Consider the following 22,322-nt stretch of genomic DNA (forward strand, 5'->3'; position numbering starts at 1 on the left):
ATTTTATTTGTAACGACTAAAGCTAAAGGGTGTAACATCCATACAAGGTTCTTCGCCTGCAATCATTTCAGAAATCAATCTTCCCGTTAAAGGTGCCATGGAAATACCATCCCCTTCATGCCCTGCGGCAATATAATATCCAGGAATTTCTTTCACATGTGTAATCAAAGGCAAATGTTCTTCGATAAACGGTCTAACACCTGCGTAAGAACGGATACAGTTTATATTCTTCAAAATAGGAAAGAAACGAACTGCTCTCTTGGCAATTACACGAATAATATCAATCTCTGCATCTACATCATATCCATCAAAGTTACGGCTACTGCCAATAAGTACGTTATTTCCTGCGGAAGGTTCGATGGTAAAAGCAACATTATATTTTTCAACTTCAGGATCTCTTTCGCATTGAATATCGTCAAACTTAGATACCATATAGCCAAATTCATGAATTTTTTGCTTACAAATCGGGAAGCCTGCGCCTGAAATTAAAATAACTCCCTTTCTTGGTTTAATAGGAATATCAATTCCAACCATTTTTCCGATTTCGGGTGCCCAAACACCACAACAATTCACCACTTTATTTGTCTTAAGAATCCCATTATCTGTCTCTACACCAACTACGTTATTATCAGCATCACGCCTAATATCCGTTACCGTTGTGTGTGTGTAAACATCTAGACCTTTTCCTTGAACCGCATCCACAAAGGCAAAGCATAGCTTGTAGGGATTCACTCCGCAACATTCATGGCTAAACAAACCACCTTTTAAATCTGTTGCAAGGAAAGGTTCTTTCTCCAAAAGTTCCTCAGGATTTAAAATATCGATGGCATAGCCTTCTGCAATTAAATCATTTGCATATTTTGTTGCAATTTCCATTTCCTGATCCGTTTCACAAAGGTGCAAGCTACCATTTTGGTGGAATTCAAAATCATAATTCAATTCTTTTTCCAACTCTTTGAATCTTTGGATGCTGGCATAGCCCATTGCGGCATCAATGCCGGGCATTTTGTCGGGAATAAGAGCTACGGCATCACAATGACTGGATGTTTCTCGTGCAAGATCCTTTTTTTCAACAAGCGCAACTTGAAAGCCCTTTTTTACAAGATGGTATGCACAACTTGTACCAATTACACCAGCTCCAACAATTACAACATCATAAGTCTTATTCATCCAGATCACCTCCTAATGTTCCAAAAGTGACTGGCCGTTGTGGTGTTCTTGGTGTTGAAAATCCAATATCAGCTGGGCTATTTCCTAATTCCTGGCGGATGATTTGGTTGACAAGCGCTTCACAAGTACGTCCCTGGCACAGCCCCATCCCTGCTCTTGTACGCAATTTGACACCCGTAATATCCGTCGCACCTTGTCGAATTGCCTCTCTGATCTCTCCAGCCGTAATTTCTTCACAGCGGCAAACCAAAACATCATCAGCTAATTTTTCTGACATAATTTCTTCTTTACTTGACTGATGTTGTTTATCACGATAAATACTTCTTACTTCATCAACATATTCAATCGGTACTTCCAAGGTAATAACGGTAGTTCTGTCTGCCTTTTGTGTATTTGTTATTTTTAAAATTTTTCCTTCGCATACGTGTTTCCCGCCTCTGTTTGCCGCTTTAACGATATCATCTACTTTAAAGGAATGGTTATATTCATAAGGAAAAGTAACTTTTCCATAGCTGTCAGAATAAGATTTATCCAACACAAATATTGCAAGACCTGAGCAAGCAGAAACGCACGTGGTGCAGCCATTACATTTATTCACATCTATTTTGGGAAGATTTGAAATATTTTCTCCAATATGAATTGCTTTAAAAGGACAAGCAGTTTCACATGGGTTGCAAGGGATATCCTGAACACATTCAGCCACTGCAACAGGGCCTTTTTTCATTCTTTCTTCTGACGGGTAGCGTCCCATTTCAACTAAATCTGCTTTTGTCAGAATGCCAGTTTCACTCAACTTCATCTGTCATCACCTCAACCTTCCATCACTTTTTTGTACTCTAGTAACTGTCTTTCTTTTGCCGCTGTACGTTCTGCGCCATGAGCTCCCTCACGCAACCCCGCTAATCGTCCCCACGCCTCTTTTTTCATTTGTTCCGCTTTATCTTCTTCTAAATAACCTAACGCTTGTGCAATTGCAATGCCGCAGACTTTTCCTTCTTCGATTGCAGTGTTAGCCTCTTCTACACCGGAAGCATCACCAGCAACATAAACATCCTTGGTTGTCGTTTCCATGCTGTAATTATGGCATGGTGCCCATCCCCCTAAGAATCTATCATTCATCAAATGACAGTTGCCCATGTAGCTCATTCCGATTAATGGCTTTAATCCCGCACCGATGGTAATAGTATCAACATCCAAAGTGATCTCTGTCCCCGGTTCTGTAGACCAATCAGGATTCACTTTAGCAATAACTGCTTTGTTTACTCTCTCATCCCCGCTAGCCTCCACAATTGTATAGCCAGTGTAAATAGGAATCCCCTCTCTTGTCAGCTTTGACGCATGCACGGCATAGCCGTTAATTTTGGGCTGTGCTTCAACAATTCCAACAATTTCAGCACCTGCTTGCATTAATTGATAGGAAACAATCAAACCAACATTTCCTGAGCCAATCATAAGAACCTTTTTTCCCGGAAGAACTCTATGGAAATTAGCCATAGTTTGCGCCGCACCGGCACCCATTACTCCGGGTAATGTCCAGCCGGGAAAACGAACTGCATTTTCCGATGCACCCGTAGCAATCACAATTTTCTTTGCTTGAATTTTTTCTAGCTTATGCTCTGTAAGATTCTTTTTCACATCTATCGCTACAACATTATCCTTATACATACCAATGACAAGGCTATTCAGCCATATATCTACGCCAAGTTTCTCACAGCGCTCAAGCAATTCCTGCCCGATATTCATACCTCTAATCCCTGCACGATGCATACTTGAACCAAAAAATTTATGTATCTGTTTAAAAAGCTGTCCGCCCGCTTTCTCATTGGCATCAACAATAACAACCTTGACACCTGCCTCTGCCGCTTCAATTGCTGCCGAAAGTCCGGCTGGGCCACCACCTATAACAAGCATTTCACATTGTTTCATTTGTCACCCCTCCAGCTTCCTAAACCATCTTGCACATCTACTGTCATTCCTTCTTCCACCGGCGTAATACATGTACGAACACCAGGGATTCCGTTGACAACCATCATACAGTCAGTGCATTGACCTATTCCGCAAAAAATCCCACGTGGTTCATGTTTTTTTGCTGTATAACGGTTAACAATTATCCCCTCCGCCAACAATGCTGCCAGAATCATTTCGCCTTTTTTTGCCTTCATGGGTTTTCCATTCACAATGATATTTACCCATTCAATATTTTGCATCTCACCTAAAACAGGATGCGAAACTACTCTCATAAAAAAGCTCCTTCCTATATTTCGTTAAAATTTATATTATTCTTCTTCAGAATGCTTCTCTCCAGTAGTGATGCATTTAAAAAGAAGATATCCTGCACTGCCGTAAAGCAAAAGAACTATTAAAGTTAAAGTAATAATTGTACTTGTTGACATATTTGTTTTCCTCCTTCTTAACTTAACAGCATTAATAAGAAAACTTATCAGTAATTATAAAAATGGAAATAGTGAATTAAGCATCATGATTAGCATAATTGGAATGGCCACAAATTTTGTAAAGTATGTATACCATTTTCCAAGCTGAATATCACTTGTCGGATTAAGATATTCCGTTCTGATTCTTTCAACACCAAATACCCAGCCGAATACAATTGCACCAACACCTGCACTTACTATAAACACATAATTTCCCGATACCATGTTCCAGAAGTCGAAAAATGCTGTGCTGTAAACCGCTATTACTGCCGCAATAACATTCAAACCGCCAAAAATAAAAACTGTCTTTAATCTGCTCCAGTTGAAGCTGCCTATGAAGGATGCCACAATAACCTCAAGCTGTGCAATCGCTGAAGTAATACCTGCAAAGAATATTGCAACAAATACAAGTACCCCAAGCAATGCGCCGGCCGGAAGCAATTCGAAGAGAGAAGGAAGTACAACGAAAATCAACTTAGAACCGGATTCCGGGTTCAACCCCATGGCGATGCAGGCAGGAATAATTGCCATACCCGCTAGTACACCAATGCTTGTGTCAAGGAGTGCAACTGTCAGCATATTCATTGTTACATCGCTTTTTTTATTCAAATGACTTCCGTATGTAAGGATGCATCCGGCACCAACACCAACCGAGAAACATGCCTGACCCATGGCCGCTACCCACACATCAAAACTAAGTAATTTTGAAAAATCAGGTTTGAACATAAACTCGTAACCCGCTTCAATGCCATCAATAAAGAAAACACCAAATAAAATTGCGATTAAAAGGAATGCAATCATAAGAGGCATCATAACCTTACTAACGGCCTCAATCCCTTTTTCAACCCCTTTGTAAACAACAAAACTTACAAAAAGTACAAGAACTACTGATATTATTGCAAGAAGTGCGTAGTTAGCAGTTAACTTATCATAAATTTCTACTGCCGGAACTGTATTCCACATACTTGTTGCACTAGCAAATGCAAAAAAAACACTTGCGCCTACTATAAAAAAGAAATAAAAGTTCATTGAATAATAACCAAAAGAAAAAAGTCCACCGACCGCCCTACCAGCTTTCCTGCTGCGTAGTGTTTCAGAATATACATCAATAAGACCTTTGCCAAATCCTTTACCAATACCACATTCCATAATAGCAAGAGGCACAACTACAATAACAATACAAAGTAAATAAGCAAGAACGAAGGCACCTCCACCATATTGTCCAACCATATAAGGAAAACGCCATACATTTCCCATACCAACACACATACCTGCCATCGACATTATGGCACCAAATCGTCCTGCATAACTTTCTGCTCTTCCATTTGCATTTGAATTACTCACTTACATTTCCCCTTTCAAATTAATTCTTAAAAGTAAAATATTTTTTGCTTTTACATCAGGGTTTTCTAAAAGACATTAGAAATGTCACAGCATCTTATAGCCTTGACGCTGAAAACTTGGAATTACATTCACCACGTTTTGTTACATATGCCGAAGAATTGCGCATGATAGGCAACTCATTCTTTATTAACTTAAATTTCACTTTTTCTAATTTGTCGACTTTTTTATTTAACAGCAATTGAAATTTTAACGAAATATTTCTCATCTTTACAGCAAGAAATATTACTTTAAGATAGTCTTGATTTTTTTTCGGTTCAGTTGTATAATGAGTACGCTCAATCGATGGAGCAATGAAACCAGGGCTGAGTGTTGCTTGTATGAGCCTTGCAGGGATCTTCATAGCATAAGCTTCACTCTTCCTTGCTTTTTTATAACAAAATTCCTGATTCATTGTTTTTTGAAGCTTTAAATCCTTCGACATGCAAACAGATACCTCCTTTCTTAAATAAATTTTTTATAATAAAACCGGATTTTAAAGGAATACATATTGTAAAAAAAGCATCTAAAAAATTCACAACAACATTTTTTATTAATTATGTTGTTTGTGCAACATTTTTATTAAAATCCAGTTGTTACTATTTTTAACTAGAAACATGTGAACAATTCGCACTGCAATAATGATTAATCTTGTTATTATTTTATAAATAATAACCACATGTGTCCATATCTTTTTTTGTCTTATACATTGCAAATATTGTTCATTTGTTTTGCTGAAAATACAAACAGGACTATTTAAGAAAAAGAGGTGCTTTGTAATGGAAGCCAAATACTTATCCCATGACAATATTTATCCCAGTAAAAAAAGATACACTTTGTTTTTTTACGATGACAAGTATGAATATGCTTATGGAAAACATCTGCAGTATCACGATTTTTATGAAGTACAATTGGTACAAGCCAAAAATAATGATAAAAATGAGATCCTAGGATATATCACTTTAGAAAATCAAGAATATCCATTATATAACAATAATTTGATACTGGTGAATCTTTTTGAAAAACATAAAATAGATATTACCAGTAAAAATTGCTATCGATATTGCCTTGATATATCACCGAATATTATACATTTTGCCTCATCGCAAGAATCGAATCTTTTAAATATTTTCAGCAATAAAAATAATATTTACCCTATTAGACAATTAGAAGACCATACAGCCAACGCATTAATCGGCTTGTTTAAAAGCTTTCATGGTGCAAACATCGTAAACGGCTTCGACATATTCGAAAAAGGATTGATTCTTTTAATACTTTCTCATATATTTGAAAATTATCATGATGACTTAAAAAACAAAACTGCGAACTCTAAACACATGACACTAATTTTTGACATTATTCAATTTATTGATGTTAATATTGAAAATACAATATCATTAGAATCATTGTCGAATGAGTTGCATTTTAGCACATACTATTTATGTCATATTTTTAAAAAGTACACTGGTTTTACTCTAGGCAAATATATTCTAGACAAGAAAATTGAAATTGCAAAAAAGATTTTGCTGACCCATGATGCTGCGGACGTTGCAAAAACCATGGGATTTGATAACTATAGTAATTTCTTCCGAGCTTTTAAAAAGACAACAGGTATGTCACCATCGGAATACAAAAAGATTTCTATGAGAATAAACAAATAAAAGAGCTGTTCCTTTATTGGAACAACTCTTTTATTTGTTTAAGTAAAACTTATGTCTAAAGCTGTATATATTAATCGGACCTCTCCAATTAACTTTAAGTAATATTTTTATATTTTATCTCTTATTTAGTATTAACCAAAATAAGAGGAAGATACATACCCCAGTGGCTCTGCTTCGCCTACTTCTCCGTTCTCTATTTCCGCTACAAACAGAAAATGATCACCTGCATCAAATGTCTCAACTACTTTGCACGTCATTTGTGCTGCGCAGTTTCTTATAACCGGCAACCCTTCTTCGTTTAATTCGTAATTTACCCGTTCAGATTTATTTACATCCTTCCCTGACTGAAATCCACATACTTTCGCAACATTTTCTTGTCCTTTTGTTAATACTGATACAGTAAATATTCCCTGCTTTTTAATTAAATCAGCGCTATAACGAGATTTATCAACAGAGACTGCAATTTTGCATGGAGAAAAGGATACTTGTGTTATCCATGCTGCCGTCATAAAATTATATGTATCTTTCATCTTTGTTCCAATGATATAAATTCCTTGTGATATCGTATTCATCAATTTTAATTTATTTGACATATACACCCTTCTTTCTATCCTTTTTATAAAAATACTTTTTTATTATAATTCTAGGAATATTGCCTTTGTTTGTCTATATCTTTTTTTGTTCAAAAGATTGCATATATTGCTCATATTTTAAATAGAACTCCGTTATCCAAACCTAGTCTAATATAGATACAACAACATTTTATAGTTTAATAAAGTACATACATGTAAGCCTCATACTCTTATCATAAAGTCCCACACCTTACGCAACACGTTGTGGCTACAGAAGTAAATTTTATAAATAGTGTTGCAGTTTTGCTTAACTAGGTCAACAATCAATTTGTTATTTCATCCTGTAAATCTTTATATCAACCATTTATATCATAGCTACTTTTTCCATCGTAACCAGTTGAATATGCTTCATCCAAAACAAACTTATTTGATTCCTCATATAAAAGGGTAGCTTGTGCGGAAAGCTCTTCACTGGAAGCAGAACTTTGTTCTGCCGTTGCAGCATTCGTCTGAATAACCGAAGAAATTTGCCCAACACCATGATTTACCTGTTCAATAAAGTTTGCTTGCTCTTGCGTACCATTTTGTATTTCAGCAATAACAGATTGAACCTTTTCGGTATGTATTGCTGCTTCCCTCAAAGCTTGAGCAGTAGACTCTGTTATTCCAGAACCATGACGAACCACCTCCATTGATGATAAAATAAGCTCTTCTGTTTGTTTTGCTGCATCTGCAGAGCGTGCCGCAAGGTTTCTAACCTCTTCCGCAACAACAGCAAAGCCTTTTCCTGCAGAACCCGCTCTTGCAGCCTCAACCGCTGCATTAAGCGCAAGGATATTTGTTTGAAAAGCAATATCATCAATTGCCTTAATGATCTTTTGAATTTCTTTTGAGGAATCATTAATTTCTTTCATAGAAGTAAGCATTTCTTCCATATGATGATTGCTTTGTTCAACTTTATTATTTGCCTCAACAATATAATTAGTTGCCAAAATAACCTTCTTCATATTATAATTGGCTTTATCAGAAATCTCTGCGATAGATGCCGAAAGCTCCTGAATCGAACTTGCTTGTTCTGTGGAACCTGCCGCAAGATCCTGTGCAGCTGTAGAAATTTGAGCAGCACCACTGTCTACCTGTTCTGCAGAATTCTGAATCTGAGAAAGTGTTTGGCTAAGAGATTTCGAAATCCCAATTAAACCTATTTTAATTGCTTCAAATTCCCCTGCATAATCCTGATTAAGCTGAATCCTCATATCTCCTTGGGCCATTGTCCCCAGAACATAAGTAATTTCATTTATGTAGTCAATATATCCTCTCAAACGCAAAATAATTCTATTAACCGATTCTGCTACCTGACCAACTTCATCACGCGTTTCAATTTCTAGTTTTACATCTAAGTTTCCGTCTGCAATCTCATTTGCAACATCATTAAGTTTCTTAAGCGGCGAAATTATACTTTTTCCCATTAAAAACAAAATTAAAACTAAAACAAATAGGGCAAGGGTAAAAATTATAAGCATTGTTGTGTTTAATGCACTCATGGATTTGTTATATTCTAGATCAGGGAGACCGGAAATAACAGTCCAACCAGTATCTCCAACAATAGAAATGTAACCATGTACATGTTCGCCTTCTAACACATAATCAACAAAACCTTGGGTTCCTTTCGATAACGCCTCAGAAATATCTTCAGAAATATCTAAGTCCTTAATATTTTTGCCAAGGTTATTTGAATTAGGATGACAGAGAACTTTTCCATCTCTCGTTGTAAGGATAAAAAAACCGCTTTCGCCAATCTTATTCTTATTAATAATGCTTTCCAGTTTTGTCAAACTAAAATCTGCACCTGCAAAACCAATTATTTTACTTCCCGTACTATCGAATACAGGTGCCATGATACTTGTTACTTCTTCATTAGATGCTGCATCTGTATAAGGTTCTGTCATAATCAATGTCCCCGCCGCCATTGCATCCTTATACCAAGGCCGTTCAGTAATTCGGAAAGTATCATCCGATAAAACGCCTCCCGACAACATATAGGTACTGGAGTCTATGTCATTAACCCATACAGAAACTAATGCGTCAGATTCTTTAAATATATTATCGAGGGTTTTTAAAACTTTATTGTAGCTTTCAGAAGTATTAAAGTGATCCCCTGCTTTTGTTTCCTCGAGAATATCAATAGTTTGTGTGTTAGCCGCTAAAGCCAATGACATTTGCCTATATTTCAAAAAATAGGTGTCAACTTGAGCCGTAGCGAGAATTGAAGATTTCTCCAAATCAGTATTTGTTAAAGTAGAAACAGACTTCCCGACTACATTGGTAATAACTATTGCAACAACAATAAAACAAAGTAACATTGGCACACCAACTAAACCTAAAAATTTAGTTAAAAGGCCCTTAATCCCTATCCCGCCCCCTTTTCTATTTTCTTGCTTTTTACGAATCCTTCCAAACATTAATAATTCCCCTCTTTTCCTTTGTAAATAAATTTATATCCTTTAAAATCCACTACTTTTATAAAAAAATCATTATAATTCACTTTCAGCAGACTTTACACCACGTGTATAAAACAAAGCTATGAAAAGCGAAATAATCCCCGTTATCATTTTTGATACAATAAATGGAGCAATGCATGTTGGTTCAATCCCGAGAACAAAGCTCATCTGGCTGCCTAAAATTGCTGAAATAGCCACCGTCCATGTAGCATTTATAATAATTCCGCGATTACTCATTTTATCAATCGAGGCAATCATCGGAACATTGCTTGCCATTGTAATCAATAACCCGCTCGTATCAGCTACTGTAAATCCAAATTTTTCGCCAATAACCGAAAGCGGTTTTTTCAGTATTTTAGTAATAAGCTCAATAATCGGCAAACTTCCTACCAGAAATATGATCATACCACATACAATTTCCATGCTCTCCATAATTGGGATAAATCCAGATATGAGCGGTACCTCTGTTAAATAGGTGACAAAACCCAATATTATACCTATGATTCCTATCTTGGTAAGCAAAAAACCGAGACCATCAAAAACCTTAAGCGTTTGTTTTGGGTGAAATCGAAATCCCAAAACCACGATAAAAGATAAAATGATAACCGGAATATTATTTATTAATACTTCACCTATTCCAATTCCCAATAAAAGCCCACCGATGACACTTCCTATGGGAATTGCAATTAATCCATAAAGCAAACCTCTGTTAAATAAAGGAAGTTTTTCTTTTTTTATTAGCCCTGCAGCAACGGGTATCGTAAAAATCAGTGTTCCACCAAACATAGATGATGTGATCAACCCAATCATTTTTCCTACTTCTGAAGAATCCGCCAGGGACATCGCAAGATGATATCCACCCATGTCAATACTTAAAAACATACCAAAAACAGCCGGATCCACATCAAAAAATTGAAAAACAGGAACAATCAAAGGTTTGAGAATATTTGCTATTACTGGTGCAATTGACATAATCCCAATCATAGATAAAAACATTTGTCCCGCTATTGTAAAGCCACTTTCGAACTTCTCACCAACAGAATGATGTTTGTTAAATAAAAAATCAATACCCCCAATTATGATTCCTATGGTCATGATTCCTTTAATTATTTGATATGTATTCATCACTCACCTCTTATTTTAAATGAAAGATATTTTGTATTAGTTCAAACGAAACAAATTCCCAATTCTCTCAAAGCAAACAAATTTTTTATACAAGGACGTTGCTTTTTCATCGTTTTAGCCTACAAGTTAGATGCATATCACTATATCAAATTAAACTATCCTATAATATATAGTATCTCTTAACACTTACATATGTCTATGTCATAAGTTGTCATATATATTGCAAATATTGCTCATTTTTCTCTTCTATATTTTTTCTTCTTTTTCTGTTATGTCACAAAATTAATCGTATGTATCAAGTTTTATTTGTGTGTTTTTATTATTTAGATAAACTAAAATTTAGCTTCTTCCATATCACACGCAACAAATATAATACTAACAATACTCCCCAAGAAAAAGCCTCCGCATAAGCAATAATCATATTGTCAAAAAACGCAGCTAAAGAATATGAAAGGAGGATACGGGATAATAGAGATAGTATACCCGCAATACTGGAATAAAGAACGTCACCTATACCTTCTAAATAACCACGTACCGCAGTTGCAAGACCAAAAACTATGTAAAAGCTGGCGATTCGATGAAAGAAGTCCTTACCAATCTCTGTGGCTTCCGCTCCCGTGCCAAACATCGCAATGAGATGGCCTCCCGACGGTATCACTAAGAGTGTCAATATCAAAGCCACCATGGTCATTAAGACCATTCCCACAAAGAATATTTTGTAAGCACGTTTATTTTGTCCTGCACCATGGCTCTGTGCAACAATAGTGGAAATACCAGAACCAAGGTTGATAATTGGAATTAAAACAATGGAATCAACACGATACGCTGTAGTTATAGCTGCAACGGTCTGCGTTCCAAAGCCATTCATAAAATCTTGTAGTATCAAGCTGCCAAATGCACTAACGCTAGATTGTACCATAGGTGGAAATCCCAAGCGTAAGCCGTGAACCAACGCCTTCCGATCTAGCGAACGTTTACCCGGATAGAAACGCAAAAGGGGATGCTTACTGATGCTATAAGTCACGAGAAATATCGTCATCGCCGCTTGCGAAATGACTGTTGCAACTGCTGCACCTATAACACCCAAATGAAGCAAAACAACAAATAAAACATCCAAAATTACATTTACTACTGAGGAAAGCAAAACAGCTAAAAAGGGAGTACGGCTGTCCCCAATGCCACGAAGTGCAGCAGCGTAAACATTATATACAGCAAGAAAAGGGATACCAAGGAAAATAATTCGCAAATATTGCTCTGCCAAATATATCGTATCCCATGTCGTGTGCAGCATACGAAGTAATGGGAAGGTCAGTCCTATTCCTACGGCAGCAAGTAGGACAAAGACAGCGCCAAGAAGCATTGAAAAAGTTGCAAGTATTTTCGGTATGGATGCGATTTCTTTACTGCCAAATTTTTGCGCAAACAAGATCGAAAGTCCGAGTGTAAATCCGGTTATTACCATAAGGTAAAGGTTTATAACCGTGCTGGTTGCCCCGATTGCCGCCAATGAAATTTCTCCATTCACATTACCAATAATAAATGCGTCTGCCCAGTTGTAAAGTTGTTGTAGTATGCCGCTAAGAATAAGCGGTATGCTAAATTTTATCAATGTATATGCAATATTTTTTAAATCACTTTGCTTTTTACTCCAAATCATTTTCTCCCTCTTCCTGAATAAAAAAAACCGTATGCAAGATTAGCCTGCATACGGTAGGTGCTCACCCGATAGATTTATTTTTATTATAGCGAATTCCTAAAAAACATTCAAGGGATAAATAACAGTTTGCATAGCTACTATGCTTATTTATAACCCATACCCTCCATTCCTTTTTGTTTCCTCCTACAATGTAAATTGCCAAAAAACAAACTTTCTGTCAATATGGATATTATAGATTCTGAAAGCCACCCTTATATAACTCGAAGCAATGTCTTGGCAATAAAAATAAATTTAAGAAACTTTACAGATAATTAAGCATAGAAAAAGCGAACGAAATTAATTCGTCCGCCCAAAAAATAGACATTTTTCAAAAAAATATAATATACATCTGAGAGTGACTTTGAAACCTTGTGTAAACCGTTCCTTATTGATGGTCTGTATGACAACGATCCACGCTTGCATCCAGGTGCAAAGAGGATTGAGCATATCGAACACATAGATGACAGCGTTTATGCTCTGACTGGTGGAGCCGGATCAAGGCGCGGTACAGGCGGAACGAGGACAAAGCTGCAGGCAGCATTCCTTGCTGCTGCACAAGGAATAGATACCCTCATTACTAACGACAAGAACCCTCACGCATTATATGATATTGTCAGAGGCAAGAGTGCCGGAACAGTGTTTGTTGGAAGGTGCAGACTAGCCGGTGGTTTTGTCAAGCTAAAACGAACAGTAAAATGAGTGCGGCCTAATTGCCGCACTCAATGCTAATTGAAGTAAAGACTTCTAAAATATCCTCTACCATCATCTTTTTCTTATCTTCTTCTTCCTTATCCAATACGATACCACCTTTATCCATCATGATTAAGCGGTTTCCGTATTCTACAGCATAACGCAAGTTATGTGTAACCATCATTGCCGTTAATTTTTTCTCTTTTACAACTTTTCCGGTTAAATCCATGATAATTTCCGCTGTTTTTGGATCTAATGCTGCCGTATGCTCATCTAAAATTAAAAATTCAATTGGTGTTAATGTAGACATAATCAAAGCAGCTGCCTGCCGCTGTCCGCCAGACAGCGCTCCCAACTTCACATCCATCTTATTTTCCAACCCAAGACCCAAAATAGATAGTTGCTCTTTATAATAATTTTCCCTTGCCTTATTAACCCCGAAGGACAGTCCAAAAGATTTTCCCTTGTTATCCGCCAAAGACATGTTCTCTAACATCGTTAAATTTGGACAGGTACCCATTGATGGGTTTTGATACACACGCCCAATGGAACGATACCGCTGATAATCCTTCATTTTCGCGATATCTTTGCCTCCAACCAAAACTTCTCCTCCCTCAATGGGAATGCTGCCGCAAATGATATTTAACATGGATGTTTTTCCGCTGCCGTTACTACCAACAATGGAAACAAACTGACCATCAGTAACAGTAAGGTTAAACTTATCAAACAAACACATTTCAGTGATTTGACCCGGATTATAAATTTTAGTGATATTCTTCAACTCAAGCATACTTTGCACCACCCTTCTTTTTTTCACCCAAAATAAGGACAGCCAAAAACAGTACAGCCATAACTAATTTTAAAAGGTTTGCGGGTAGCCCTAAACTTATTGCAACTTGAATGCAAATTTTATAGAAAACACTGCCTACCAAAACAGCGGTGGTTCCCTTGACAAAACTAAAGCGTCTAAATAACGTTGTACCAATGATAACCGTAGCCAAGCCAAATACTACCTGACCCGTCCCCATTGTACTGGCGAAAGCTCTTTGCTCCTGACAAACCACACTGCCACAAAGGGCAACCAGTCCATTGGCAATCACCAATCCCAAAATCTTCATCGTTCCCTTATCTTTGGCAAGGGTTGTAACCAGCGTGCTATTGTCACCCACTGCCCGTAAAAGCAACCCGCTTTTTGTCTTTAAATATAAATCAAGCAGAAGTTTTACAAGCAAAGCAAGAACTAAGGTAACAATAAACTTACGCATCATTAAAGACATTGGCCCTAAAATTACCATCACTGGCTTTGCTGTAAATATGGTATCAATCGCCCGCTCTACTGCCAAGTTGGAACCCGCAATTTGTAGATTAACGGAAAACAGTGCAGTCATAGTTATAATACCAGCCAACAAGTCCCTAACACCCAATCTTACGTGAATAAATCCTGTTGCAAGTCCAGCCAAAGCACCAACAGCAGCTGAAATCAAAAGCACCAGATAAGGATCCATTCCGTTTACCAAAAGTACAGCCGTAATTGCTGCCCCCAAAGGGAAGCTTCCATCCACCGTTAAATCCGGAAAATCCAATATTTTATAGGTGATAAAAACACCATAGGATAGCAGGGCATATATAAAACCTTGCGTAAGTGTACTAATCAATAAGTCAAGAAAAACCATGGTCAAACCTCTTTCTATCCGCTCATTTCCCCGTGCAAAAAATTATTTTTCTGCTTCAATTGCTTTTTCTGCAATGTCAGAGGGAACTGTAATTTCCATATCTGTCAAAGCTTTAGAATTAATGTATGTGTCAAAACTTGTAATTGTTTCGTAAGGCATTTCCTCAGCAGTCGCTTCACCCTTCAAAACCTTAGCTGCCATTGCACCTGTCTGCTTTCCTAGTGCAATATAGTCAATCCCGGCTGAAGCCACACATCCCAATTTAACCTGTTCAATTTCACTTCCATAAACAGGAATTTTGGCGTCATTGGTTTTTTCTAAGATTGAAGGCAATACGCCTACCACGTTATTATCTGTTAAATTTGAAATACAATCTACGCCTTTTGCAATTACGCTGTCTGCAGCCTGCAACACTTCAGCCTGCTGTGTAACACCAACTGCTTCAATGGTAAAGCCATAATCCGGTCCTTTTTCCTTATATTCTTCAATTGCAGATACAGAATTAGGTTCACTTGTTGTATAAAGAATACCTATCGTTTTTGCTTCCGGCTGCAACGCACGAATCAACTCAAGCTGTGCTTCCACAGGAAGCTTATCGCTTGTGCCTGTGATATTACCCGTATCCAAACTTGCCTTCACTGGGTCCGTGATAGCAGTAAAGATTACAGGAATATTTTTATCCTCTGCCGCTGCATAGCAAGCAGTTGCAGAAGGCGTTGCAATGGCGCACATTAAATCCACATTTTTTGCTGAAAAGTTTTGTGCAATCTGTGTTGCAATATTATCATCAAAACCAGCGTTCTGATATTCATAGGTAAAGTCCTTGCCTTCTTCCAAACCACTCTCTTCCAGTCCTTTTAAAAAGCCTTCACGGCAATTATCTAAGGATGCATGCTGTCCGTACTGAGAAATACCGATGACAGGAATATCAGCATTTGCAGTTTCTCCTTCTGTTCCCCCATTATTGTCATTACTGGTTCCACAGCCTGTTAATGCAACCATCCCTAATACTACCGCCATTGTCATTGCTAAAAATTTTTTCATACTACCCTCTCCTTTTTTCTCATCTAAATGGTCTAGTCTCATCTCATCTAAATCATGCAACCGTCCAAGCAGGAAACAAGTATACACAAAATTCCTTGCAATAAAAAAGCCTTATCCCCCTATCATGGGACAAGACTTGGAAATCCTGCGATACCACCCAAATTGACAAAAAATCGTCCACTCATTCACTGTACAAAAATACAGTCCGTCTGGATAACGGGTACGGTTCCCGTCGGGTACTACTTGCCGAAGCTTTCGCCCGCCCTCATAAGTCCATTCACCTAACACTCTGCTGCTGCAATCCCACCATCTGCAACTCTCTGAAAGTGAGCAAAAAGGCTACTCCTCTTAGTCATCGGTTTATTTTAGATATGGTAATTATAGCACGGATTGAAAAAAAGTCAAGAAATTTTTACTCACTTTTTCTAAAACTAGAAGGACTGCTTTTGCAGCCCCTCTAATGCTTTGTCAGATACCTTTTAAAAGTTTTTAAGGAAAGCGTTACCCAATAAGATCCATAAAATAAGCATACTCATTTGCAAAATAAGAAATGTTTTATAACCGGGGAAGTCAATGAAACATAATTATTAACTTTTCATAAGAGTCTTAACGGCAGCATCTTTTCCATCTTACATTTTAAAAAATGATCCCTGACAAATTCTTTTCACCATAGGAAAACTCTTTAATCAACTAGAATTCCTAAAGTATTTATATTTTGGGAATTACCTCCCAAAATGCAAAAGCCCAGAAAAAATTTGAATTTACAAACTTTTTAGGAAGGAACAGGGCTTTTTTTCTCCACCACCTTAAAAACCATAAAACTAAGTTTTTAAGCATAAACCTACCACAACTATAGAATGATTCTCGTTGCAACATCTTCTTTCCATGATATTCTTGCTACCTTAATTATTTATTGGGAATGTGGATCGCTCTTTTCTCCCCTGCCAAAGCCGCTTCACGCACAGCCTCTGTTACCGTTGGATGAGCATGAATGGTGTTAATAACCTCTTCTAATGTTGCTTCCAAACCTATGGCAAGAGCGGCCTCACCAATCATATCAGTTGCCCTTGGTCCGAGAATATGAATTCCTAAAATTTCATTGTATTTCTTACCATAAAGAACTTTAATTGCACCAACACCACCGTTGGCAATCAAGGCTTTTCCATTAGCAAACAAAGGAAAATTCCCAACACCATAATCAATGCCTTTTTCCTTTGCGCCTTCTTCTGTTAAACCTACCCCTGCAAACTCGGGCATAGTGTAAACACAAGAAGGATTTGTTTTGCTGTCAAAGTTCGCTTTATGTCCCAATGCATTTTCCGCCGCAAGTTCCCCTTGGGCAGAGGCAATATGAGCAAGCATAATCTGTCCCAAACAGTCACCAATGGCATAAACATCCTTTGCATTGGTTTCCATAAAATCATTTACCTGAATTTTGCCTCTATCATGACGGATACCTGCTTTATCCAACTGTAACGCCCCAGTATCGGTTCTTCTGCCAACTGCAACTAAAACCTTTTCTGTATGGAAAGCTTTTTTTGTGCCTTTTATATCAACCTGAACTTCTGCTTCTGCGCCTACCATTCCAACGGAAAGAACCTTTGCCTCTGTCAAAATTCCGATACCTTTTTTCTCCATTAAACCACGGAGCATTGCGGTCAATTCACCATCCATCATAGGAAGCAATTTGGGCATAGCTTCAACAATGGTTACTTTTGTGCCAAATGCATTGTAGGCCGTTGCCAATTCCATGCCAATAACACCACCACCGATGACCAAAAGGCTTTTAGGTGGGTTTTCCAAAGAAAGAGCACCCGTGGAATCAATGCAAGCAGGGTTCCCCTCAACGCCGGGAATAGGCGGAATTGCCGGTACAGAACCTGCGGCAATAATAATTTTGTCTGCTTTTATTGTTTCCGCCTTACCATCTTTTTTCTTTACTGAAAGCGTTTTTGTCGCTGTAAAAGATGCTTCACCCTCTACAACCTTTACCTTATTTGCCTTCAACAAACCTGTTACGCCACCCACCAACTGATTTACAACAGCTCTTTTTTTCTCCAGAACTTGTTTCCAGTCATAGCCTTCGGATTTTACTTTAATACCATATTCTGCAGCGTGGTTCATTTCTTCTATAATTTCTGCAGCATGAAGCAACGCTTTTGTAGGGATACATCCAACATTTAAGCAGGTTCCCCCTAATTTATTTTTTTCAACTAATGTTACATCAGCTCCTAGCTGGGCGGCACGAATTGCTGCCACATAACCGCCAGGGCCACCGCCAATCACAATTACACTTGTTTTATTCGCCATAATGATTTATGGGGTGGCTCCATATTTTTAAAATAGAGCCACACCGTTTCCTCCTTTATTTTATACAAAAATTAATTCAGGATTTTCAAGAAGTTGTTTCATATCACCCAAAACTTCTCCAGCTTCTCTACCATCGAAAACTCTATGATCAAAAGTCAGCATCATATGCATCATTGTTCTAGGGCAGAACTCCCCTTTATACTCCACAAACTTTTTCTTTGCTGTGCCGAAGCCCAGAATTCCCACCTGTGGAGGAGAAATAACAGGAGTACCAAAGTCGATATGGAACATACCAACGTTTGTAACGGTAAAGGTTGCTCCCGATTGTTCTCCTCCCACAAGGGTGTCCTCTTTTGCTCTTAAAGCAAGATCACGCAAGCCCTTACTCATTTCAAGCAAGGAATACTGATCTGCATTCTTTAGTACAGGAACTACCAATCCCTCGGCAAGTCCTACTGCCATACCCAAATTTACATAGGGGTAAGAGCTTATTGTTTCACCGTCAAAGGTGGAGTTCAGCATAGGATGTTTTTTCAACATTTTTACAGTTGCAAGCATCAAAATATCGTTTACTGAAATCTTGCAGTCCAAAATGTCTTTTTTCTCAACATACTTCTGACGCATTGCCAACAAGTCTGTTACATCAACTTCCGCAAATACAGTCAATGGTGCCATAATTTCAAAGCACTTTCTCATATTTTTTGCGATGGACTTTCTGCGTCCACTTAAAAGGGTCTTTACTACCTCACCTGATGGCTGTACAGCCTTTACTGGAGGTGCAGATACAGGTGCAGCTTTTGCTGCTTCTAAATATGCGTAAACGTCTTTTGCGACGATTCTTCCGTTAGGGCCTGTGCCTCCCACCAAAGAGAGATCAATCCCCGCACTTTTTGCAATATTTCTTGACAGCCCTGTTGCTCTCACATGTCCATCTTTTGCAACGGCATTGCCCCCCTGGGGAGCAGTTTCTGCCATAGCTAAAGCCACAGATTTATGGCAAACTTCACATTCATTTGCACACATGGCTTGGCTTCCAGGGGTTGCACCCTTTGCAAAAGCATCATAGGCTTCTTTTGTTGCTGCAACATAGGCAACAGTGTGCCCAACCTTAACAGTATCTCCTGTTTTTGCAACCTGGTACAAAATACCGTCAGCTGTTGCTTCACATTCCATGGTGGTTTTTTCATTTTCAAATTCAAAGATAGCTTGACCTTTTTTTACTGCTTCGCCCTCTGCTACCTTCCATTCTCCTACCACACCTTCAATCATAGTTAATCCAGCCTTGGGCATTACAACCTCTGCAGCGTCAACAGATGCACCAGTGGAAGCTGTAGTAGTCGCCACGGGTTCTACTGCCTGAGGAGCTGAACCGCCGTTTTTCATACTTTCGTACTCCTCTTTGCTTACGGCAATGATAGCAACCGCTTCCCCCACCTTTACTACATCCCCTGCATTGGCAACAATATGCAAAATTCCATCTTCATTTGCTTCGCATTCCATGGTGGTTTTTTCGTTTTCAAACTCCATCACCACATCACCTTTTTTTACACTTGCACCCTCTTCCACTTTCCAAATGGCGACGGTGCCTTCTATCATGGTTAACCCAGCCTTGGGCATTACTAATTCAACGCTCATATATTTTATCCATAATCCCCTTTGGATTACAGTTTCCTCCTATTCTGTGGATTTTTTTTGCAGCCTAAATTAGAACAAATTCTTCACTGCCTCTACAATCTTATCTGCATTAGGAATGCAAACCAGTTCCAACGCCACATCGTAAGGCAAAGGAACGTCTAACGCCGCTACTCTTAAAACAGGTCCATCTAATTCATCATACATTTCTTCCTGCATCATAGCTGCAATTTCTGCACCAATACCGCCTGTTTTGTTGCCCTCTTCCACCACAATTGCTCTATGGGTTTTTTCAACGGATTTACGAATGGCTTCTTTATCCAAAGGTGCAATGGTTCTGGGATCCAAAACCTCTACGCTGATACCTTCAGCTGCCAATTTTTCAGCCGCTTCCAACGCTTTTTTCACCATTAAGCCCATGGCAACAATGGTAACATCGGTACCTTCTCTTTTAATATCCGCAACACCGATGGGGATTGTATATTCGCCATCAGGAATATCTTCTTTCACCTGATATAATTGCTTATGTTCAAAGAATAATACAGGGTTGTCATTACGAATAGCACTCTTTAAAAGACCCTTTGCGTCAGCCGCTGTAGAAGGGCTGATAATGATTAACCCGGGTGTATGCATAAACAGGCTCTCCACGCAGTTGGAATGCTCAGCCCCTGCGCCAAAAGCGGAACCTGCTGCCGCACGAATTACCATAGGAATCTTGTATTGGTCACCATGCATAAATCTCCACTTTGCAACACAATGATAAATTTCGCTGAATGCTACCAATAAAAAGTCGGAATACATCAATTCAATACAAGGTCTCAAGCCTACTAACGCCGCGCCTGCTCCAACGCCGATAATTGATGTTTCGGAAATCGGTGTATTTTTTACTCTATCTTCACCAAAAACTTCGTATAAACCTCTTGTAATACCAAAGATACCGCCGTGCTGGGCTACGTCTTCGCCAAACACAACAACCTTTTCATCCTGTTCCATTTCTTCTTTTAAGGCATCTGCAATTGCCTGACCATATGTTACGTGCATAACTGAAAACCTCCTTAGATTTTATCCATCAAATTTAAGCAAAAATATTGTTGAAAAGATCTTCTGCTGTTGCTCTTGGAGATGCTTCTGCAAACTCTACTGCTGCGTCTAACTCAACATCAATCTCTCCATACATTCTTTTGATTTCATCTTCTGTGATAAAATCGTTTTCCAGCATATAGTTTTCCATTCTTTTCACACAGTTTCTCTTTTTCTGCCACTTTTCAGTGATGGCAGGATCCCGATATTTACATTGATCCCCTTCAAAATGGCCTCTCCAGCGGTAATTCTTTGCTTCTAAAATTGCAGGGCCATTGCCGGCACGAACATAATCAGACAATTCCTTCGCTGCCTCATATACAGCAATAACATCTGAACCGTCTACTACCTTTGATGCCATGCCATAGGATGCCGCACGGTCAGCGCCGGGATTTTCCACTGCACAGGATTCATAAATACAAGTAGAAATTGCCCATTGATTGTTATCTAAAACAAAGAGTACAGGTAATTTCCACGCTGCCGCCCAGTTCATTGCCTCATGCACAGGGCCACGGTTGGAAGTGCCATCGCCATAGAAGCAATAAACGATATTATCTTTTGCTTCCATTTTTAATTTATAGGCAGCACCTACGGCAAAACCCATGTCACAACCTAATGTACCGCTCATGCCCAGAACACCCTTGCTGAAATCAGCAATATGATTTACGCCGCCACCGCCACGGGAATTACCATCCTGTCTACCTAAAATTTCAGCATAAATATTTTTAAAAGGCACACCCAAAACATGGGAAATACTTACGACACGGTGGGCAAGTTTAAAATAATCGCCTTCTTTTCTTGAAAAAAGTGTACCAACATGTGTCGCTTCCTGACCAACACCGCTATGAATATGTCCGGGAACGCGTCCTTCTTTATAAATTGCAACCAACTTTTCCTCGGACAATCTAATACCCAATAAATTTCTGTATAAATCTGTTATGAATTCTTTTGAATAAGCCATATTCAGAACCTCCTAATTTAGTTAAATAGAATTCTTACTCATGCCTTATTAACAAGCAACTATTGTGCCAAATATTTTTCAAAAAAATAAAAACCTCTAAATCTAGAGGTTTTTTAAGAATAAATAAATTTCATTGTGAATTAAGTTCTAATAAATCATCTTTATTTTGCAAATTTAGTGTCGTAAATATTCAACACTAGTTGTGTTTTTCCTACACTTCTTAACAACTTGTCATTCTTGTATTATAAATATATACATTTTCCATTGTTTTTCCTATAATACAATCATCATTTTTATTGATATTTTCTCAGCGCGCAAAAAAGTGTTGTATTTTAACTACATTGTTTATCTTATATTGAATAAATGAATTTATAAACACACTTCACAAAAACCTT

General features: G+C 38.2%; 19 protein-coding genes and 1 other annotated feature. Of the genes, 2 read left to right on the forward strand and 17 right to left on the reverse strand.

Annotation, left to right across the window (positions count from 1 at the left end):
* Positions 1-3: 3 nt before the first annotated feature.
* The 6 genes from P9Q65_RS02685 to P9Q65_RS02710 all read right to left on the reverse strand — a co-directional run bounded on the left by P9Q65_RS02685 (position 4) and on the right by P9Q65_RS02710 (position 5,427).
* A complete protein-coding gene (locus P9Q65_RS02685; RefSeq protein ID WP_304507626.1) occupies positions 4-1,170 on the reverse strand; it encodes an NAD(P)/FAD-dependent oxidoreductase in 1,167 nt (388 codons plus the stop codon).
* On the reverse strand, positions 1,163-1,969 hold the full coding sequence (locus P9Q65_RS13240) for a (2Fe-2S)-binding protein (protein WP_330695157.1): 807 nt from the start codon (positions 1,967-1,969) through the stop codon (positions 1,163-1,165). The genes P9Q65_RS02685 and P9Q65_RS13240 overlap by 8 nt, the downstream gene beginning before the upstream one ends.
* An 11-nt stretch (positions 1,970-1,980) precedes the next feature.
* Entirely contained in the window at positions 1,981-3,096 is a 1,116-nt protein-coding gene (locus P9Q65_RS02695; protein WP_304507628.1) for an NAD(P)/FAD-dependent oxidoreductase, read from the reverse strand.
* The gene (locus tag P9Q65_RS02700) at positions 3,093-3,410 is read right to left on the reverse strand and encodes a (2Fe-2S)-binding protein (RefSeq protein WP_304507629.1); all 318 of its coding nucleotides are present in this window, start codon (positions 3,408-3,410) and stop codon (positions 3,093-3,095) included. Before P9Q65_RS02700 ends, P9Q65_RS02695 begins: the two co-directional genes overlap by 4 nt.
* A 207-nt stretch (positions 3,411-3,617) precedes the next feature.
* Entirely contained in the window at positions 3,618-4,946 is a 1,329-nt protein-coding gene (locus P9Q65_RS02705; RefSeq protein WP_304507630.1) for a sodium-dependent transporter, read from the reverse strand.
* A gap of 94 nt (positions 4,947-5,040) precedes the next feature.
* Positions 5,041-5,427: a hypothetical protein gene (locus tag P9Q65_RS02710; RefSeq protein ID WP_304507631.1), complete on the reverse strand. Its 387-nt coding sequence runs from the start codon at positions 5,425-5,427 to the stop codon at positions 5,041-5,043.
* Between the two features lie 334 nt (positions 5,428-5,761).
* Here P9Q65_RS02710 and P9Q65_RS02715 point away from each other — a divergent pair, with 334 nt between their 5' ends.
* A complete protein-coding gene (locus P9Q65_RS02715) occupies positions 5,762-6,643 on the forward strand; it encodes a helix-turn-helix domain-containing protein (RefSeq protein ID WP_304507632.1) in 882 nt (293 codons plus the stop codon).
* 131 nt (positions 6,644-6,774) lie between these two features.
* Here P9Q65_RS02715 and P9Q65_RS02720 read toward each other — a convergent pair whose 3' ends face one another.
* From P9Q65_RS02720 to P9Q65_RS02735, 4 genes are all read right to left on the reverse strand, one after another.
* Positions 6,775-7,236: a flavin reductase family protein gene (locus P9Q65_RS02720; protein WP_304507634.1), complete on the reverse strand. Its 462-nt coding sequence runs from the start codon at positions 7,234-7,236 to the stop codon at positions 6,775-6,777.
* A gap of 335 nt (positions 7,237-7,571) precedes the next feature.
* Positions 7,572-9,677: a methyl-accepting chemotaxis protein gene (locus tag P9Q65_RS02725; protein WP_304507635.1), complete on the reverse strand. Its 2,106-nt coding sequence runs from the start codon at positions 9,675-9,677 to the stop codon at positions 7,572-7,574.
* A gap of 72 nt (positions 9,678-9,749) precedes the next feature.
* Positions 9,750-10,841, reverse strand: coding sequence for an ethanolamine utilization protein EutH (gene eutH, locus P9Q65_RS02730; protein ID WP_304507636.1), 1,092 nt, complete (start codon positions 10,839-10,841; stop codon positions 9,750-9,752).
* A gap of 319 nt (positions 10,842-11,160) precedes the next feature.
* Positions 11,161-12,498: an MATE family efflux transporter gene (locus tag P9Q65_RS02735; protein ID WP_304507637.1), complete on the reverse strand. Its 1,338-nt coding sequence runs from the start codon at positions 12,496-12,498 to the stop codon at positions 11,161-11,163.
* Between the two features lie 408 nt (positions 12,499-12,906).
* Here P9Q65_RS02735 and P9Q65_RS02740 point away from each other — a divergent pair, with 408 nt between their 5' ends.
* The gene (locus P9Q65_RS02740; protein ID WP_330695159.1) at positions 12,907-13,236 is read left to right on the forward strand and encodes an amino acid kinase family protein; all 330 of its coding nucleotides are present in this window, start codon (positions 12,907-12,909) and stop codon (positions 13,234-13,236) included.
* Between the two features lie 7 nt (positions 13,237-13,243).
* Here P9Q65_RS02740 and P9Q65_RS02745 read toward each other — a convergent pair whose 3' ends face one another.
* The 7 genes from P9Q65_RS02745 to P9Q65_RS02775 all read right to left on the reverse strand — a co-directional run bounded on the left by P9Q65_RS02745 (position 13,244) and on the right by P9Q65_RS02775 (position 21,927).
* Entirely contained in the window at positions 13,244-14,017 is a 774-nt protein-coding gene (locus P9Q65_RS02745) for an ABC transporter ATP-binding protein (RefSeq protein ID WP_304507638.1), read from the reverse strand.
* Positions 14,010-14,900, reverse strand: coding sequence for an ABC transporter permease (locus P9Q65_RS02750; protein ID WP_304507640.1), 891 nt, complete (start codon positions 14,898-14,900; stop codon positions 14,010-14,012). Before P9Q65_RS02750 ends, P9Q65_RS02745 begins: the two co-directional genes overlap by 8 nt.
* A 42-nt stretch (positions 14,901-14,942) precedes the next feature.
* Positions 14,943-15,944: an ABC transporter substrate-binding protein gene (locus P9Q65_RS02755; RefSeq protein ID WP_304507642.1), complete on the reverse strand. Its 1,002-nt coding sequence runs from the start codon at positions 15,942-15,944 to the stop codon at positions 14,943-14,945.
* A 122-nt stretch (positions 15,945-16,066) separates the two neighbouring features.
* Positions 16,067-16,309 (reverse strand) — a binding site (T-box leader).
* A 541-nt stretch (positions 16,310-16,850) separates the two neighbouring features.
* Positions 16,851-18,254, reverse strand: coding sequence for a dihydrolipoyl dehydrogenase (lpdA, locus tag P9Q65_RS02760; protein WP_304507644.1), 1,404 nt, complete (start codon positions 18,252-18,254; stop codon positions 16,851-16,853).
* A 60-nt stretch (positions 18,255-18,314) separates the two neighbouring features.
* Positions 18,315-19,889: a 2-oxo acid dehydrogenase subunit E2 gene (locus P9Q65_RS02765; RefSeq protein WP_304507645.1), complete on the reverse strand. Its 1,575-nt coding sequence runs from the start codon at positions 19,887-19,889 to the stop codon at positions 18,315-18,317.
* Between the two features lie 69 nt (positions 19,890-19,958).
* Entirely contained in the window at positions 19,959-20,927 is a 969-nt protein-coding gene (locus P9Q65_RS02770; protein WP_304507646.1) for an alpha-ketoacid dehydrogenase subunit beta, read from the reverse strand.
* 34 nt (positions 20,928-20,961) lie between these two features.
* Entirely contained in the window at positions 20,962-21,927 is a 966-nt protein-coding gene (locus P9Q65_RS02775; RefSeq protein WP_304507647.1) for a thiamine pyrophosphate-dependent dehydrogenase E1 component subunit alpha, read from the reverse strand.
* Positions 21,928-22,322: the final 395 nt, after the last annotated feature.

Source organism: Anaerotignum sp. (assembly GCF_030625865.1).
Classification (GTDB): domain Bacteria; phylum Bacillota; class Clostridia; order Lachnospirales; family Anaerotignaceae; genus Chakrabartyella.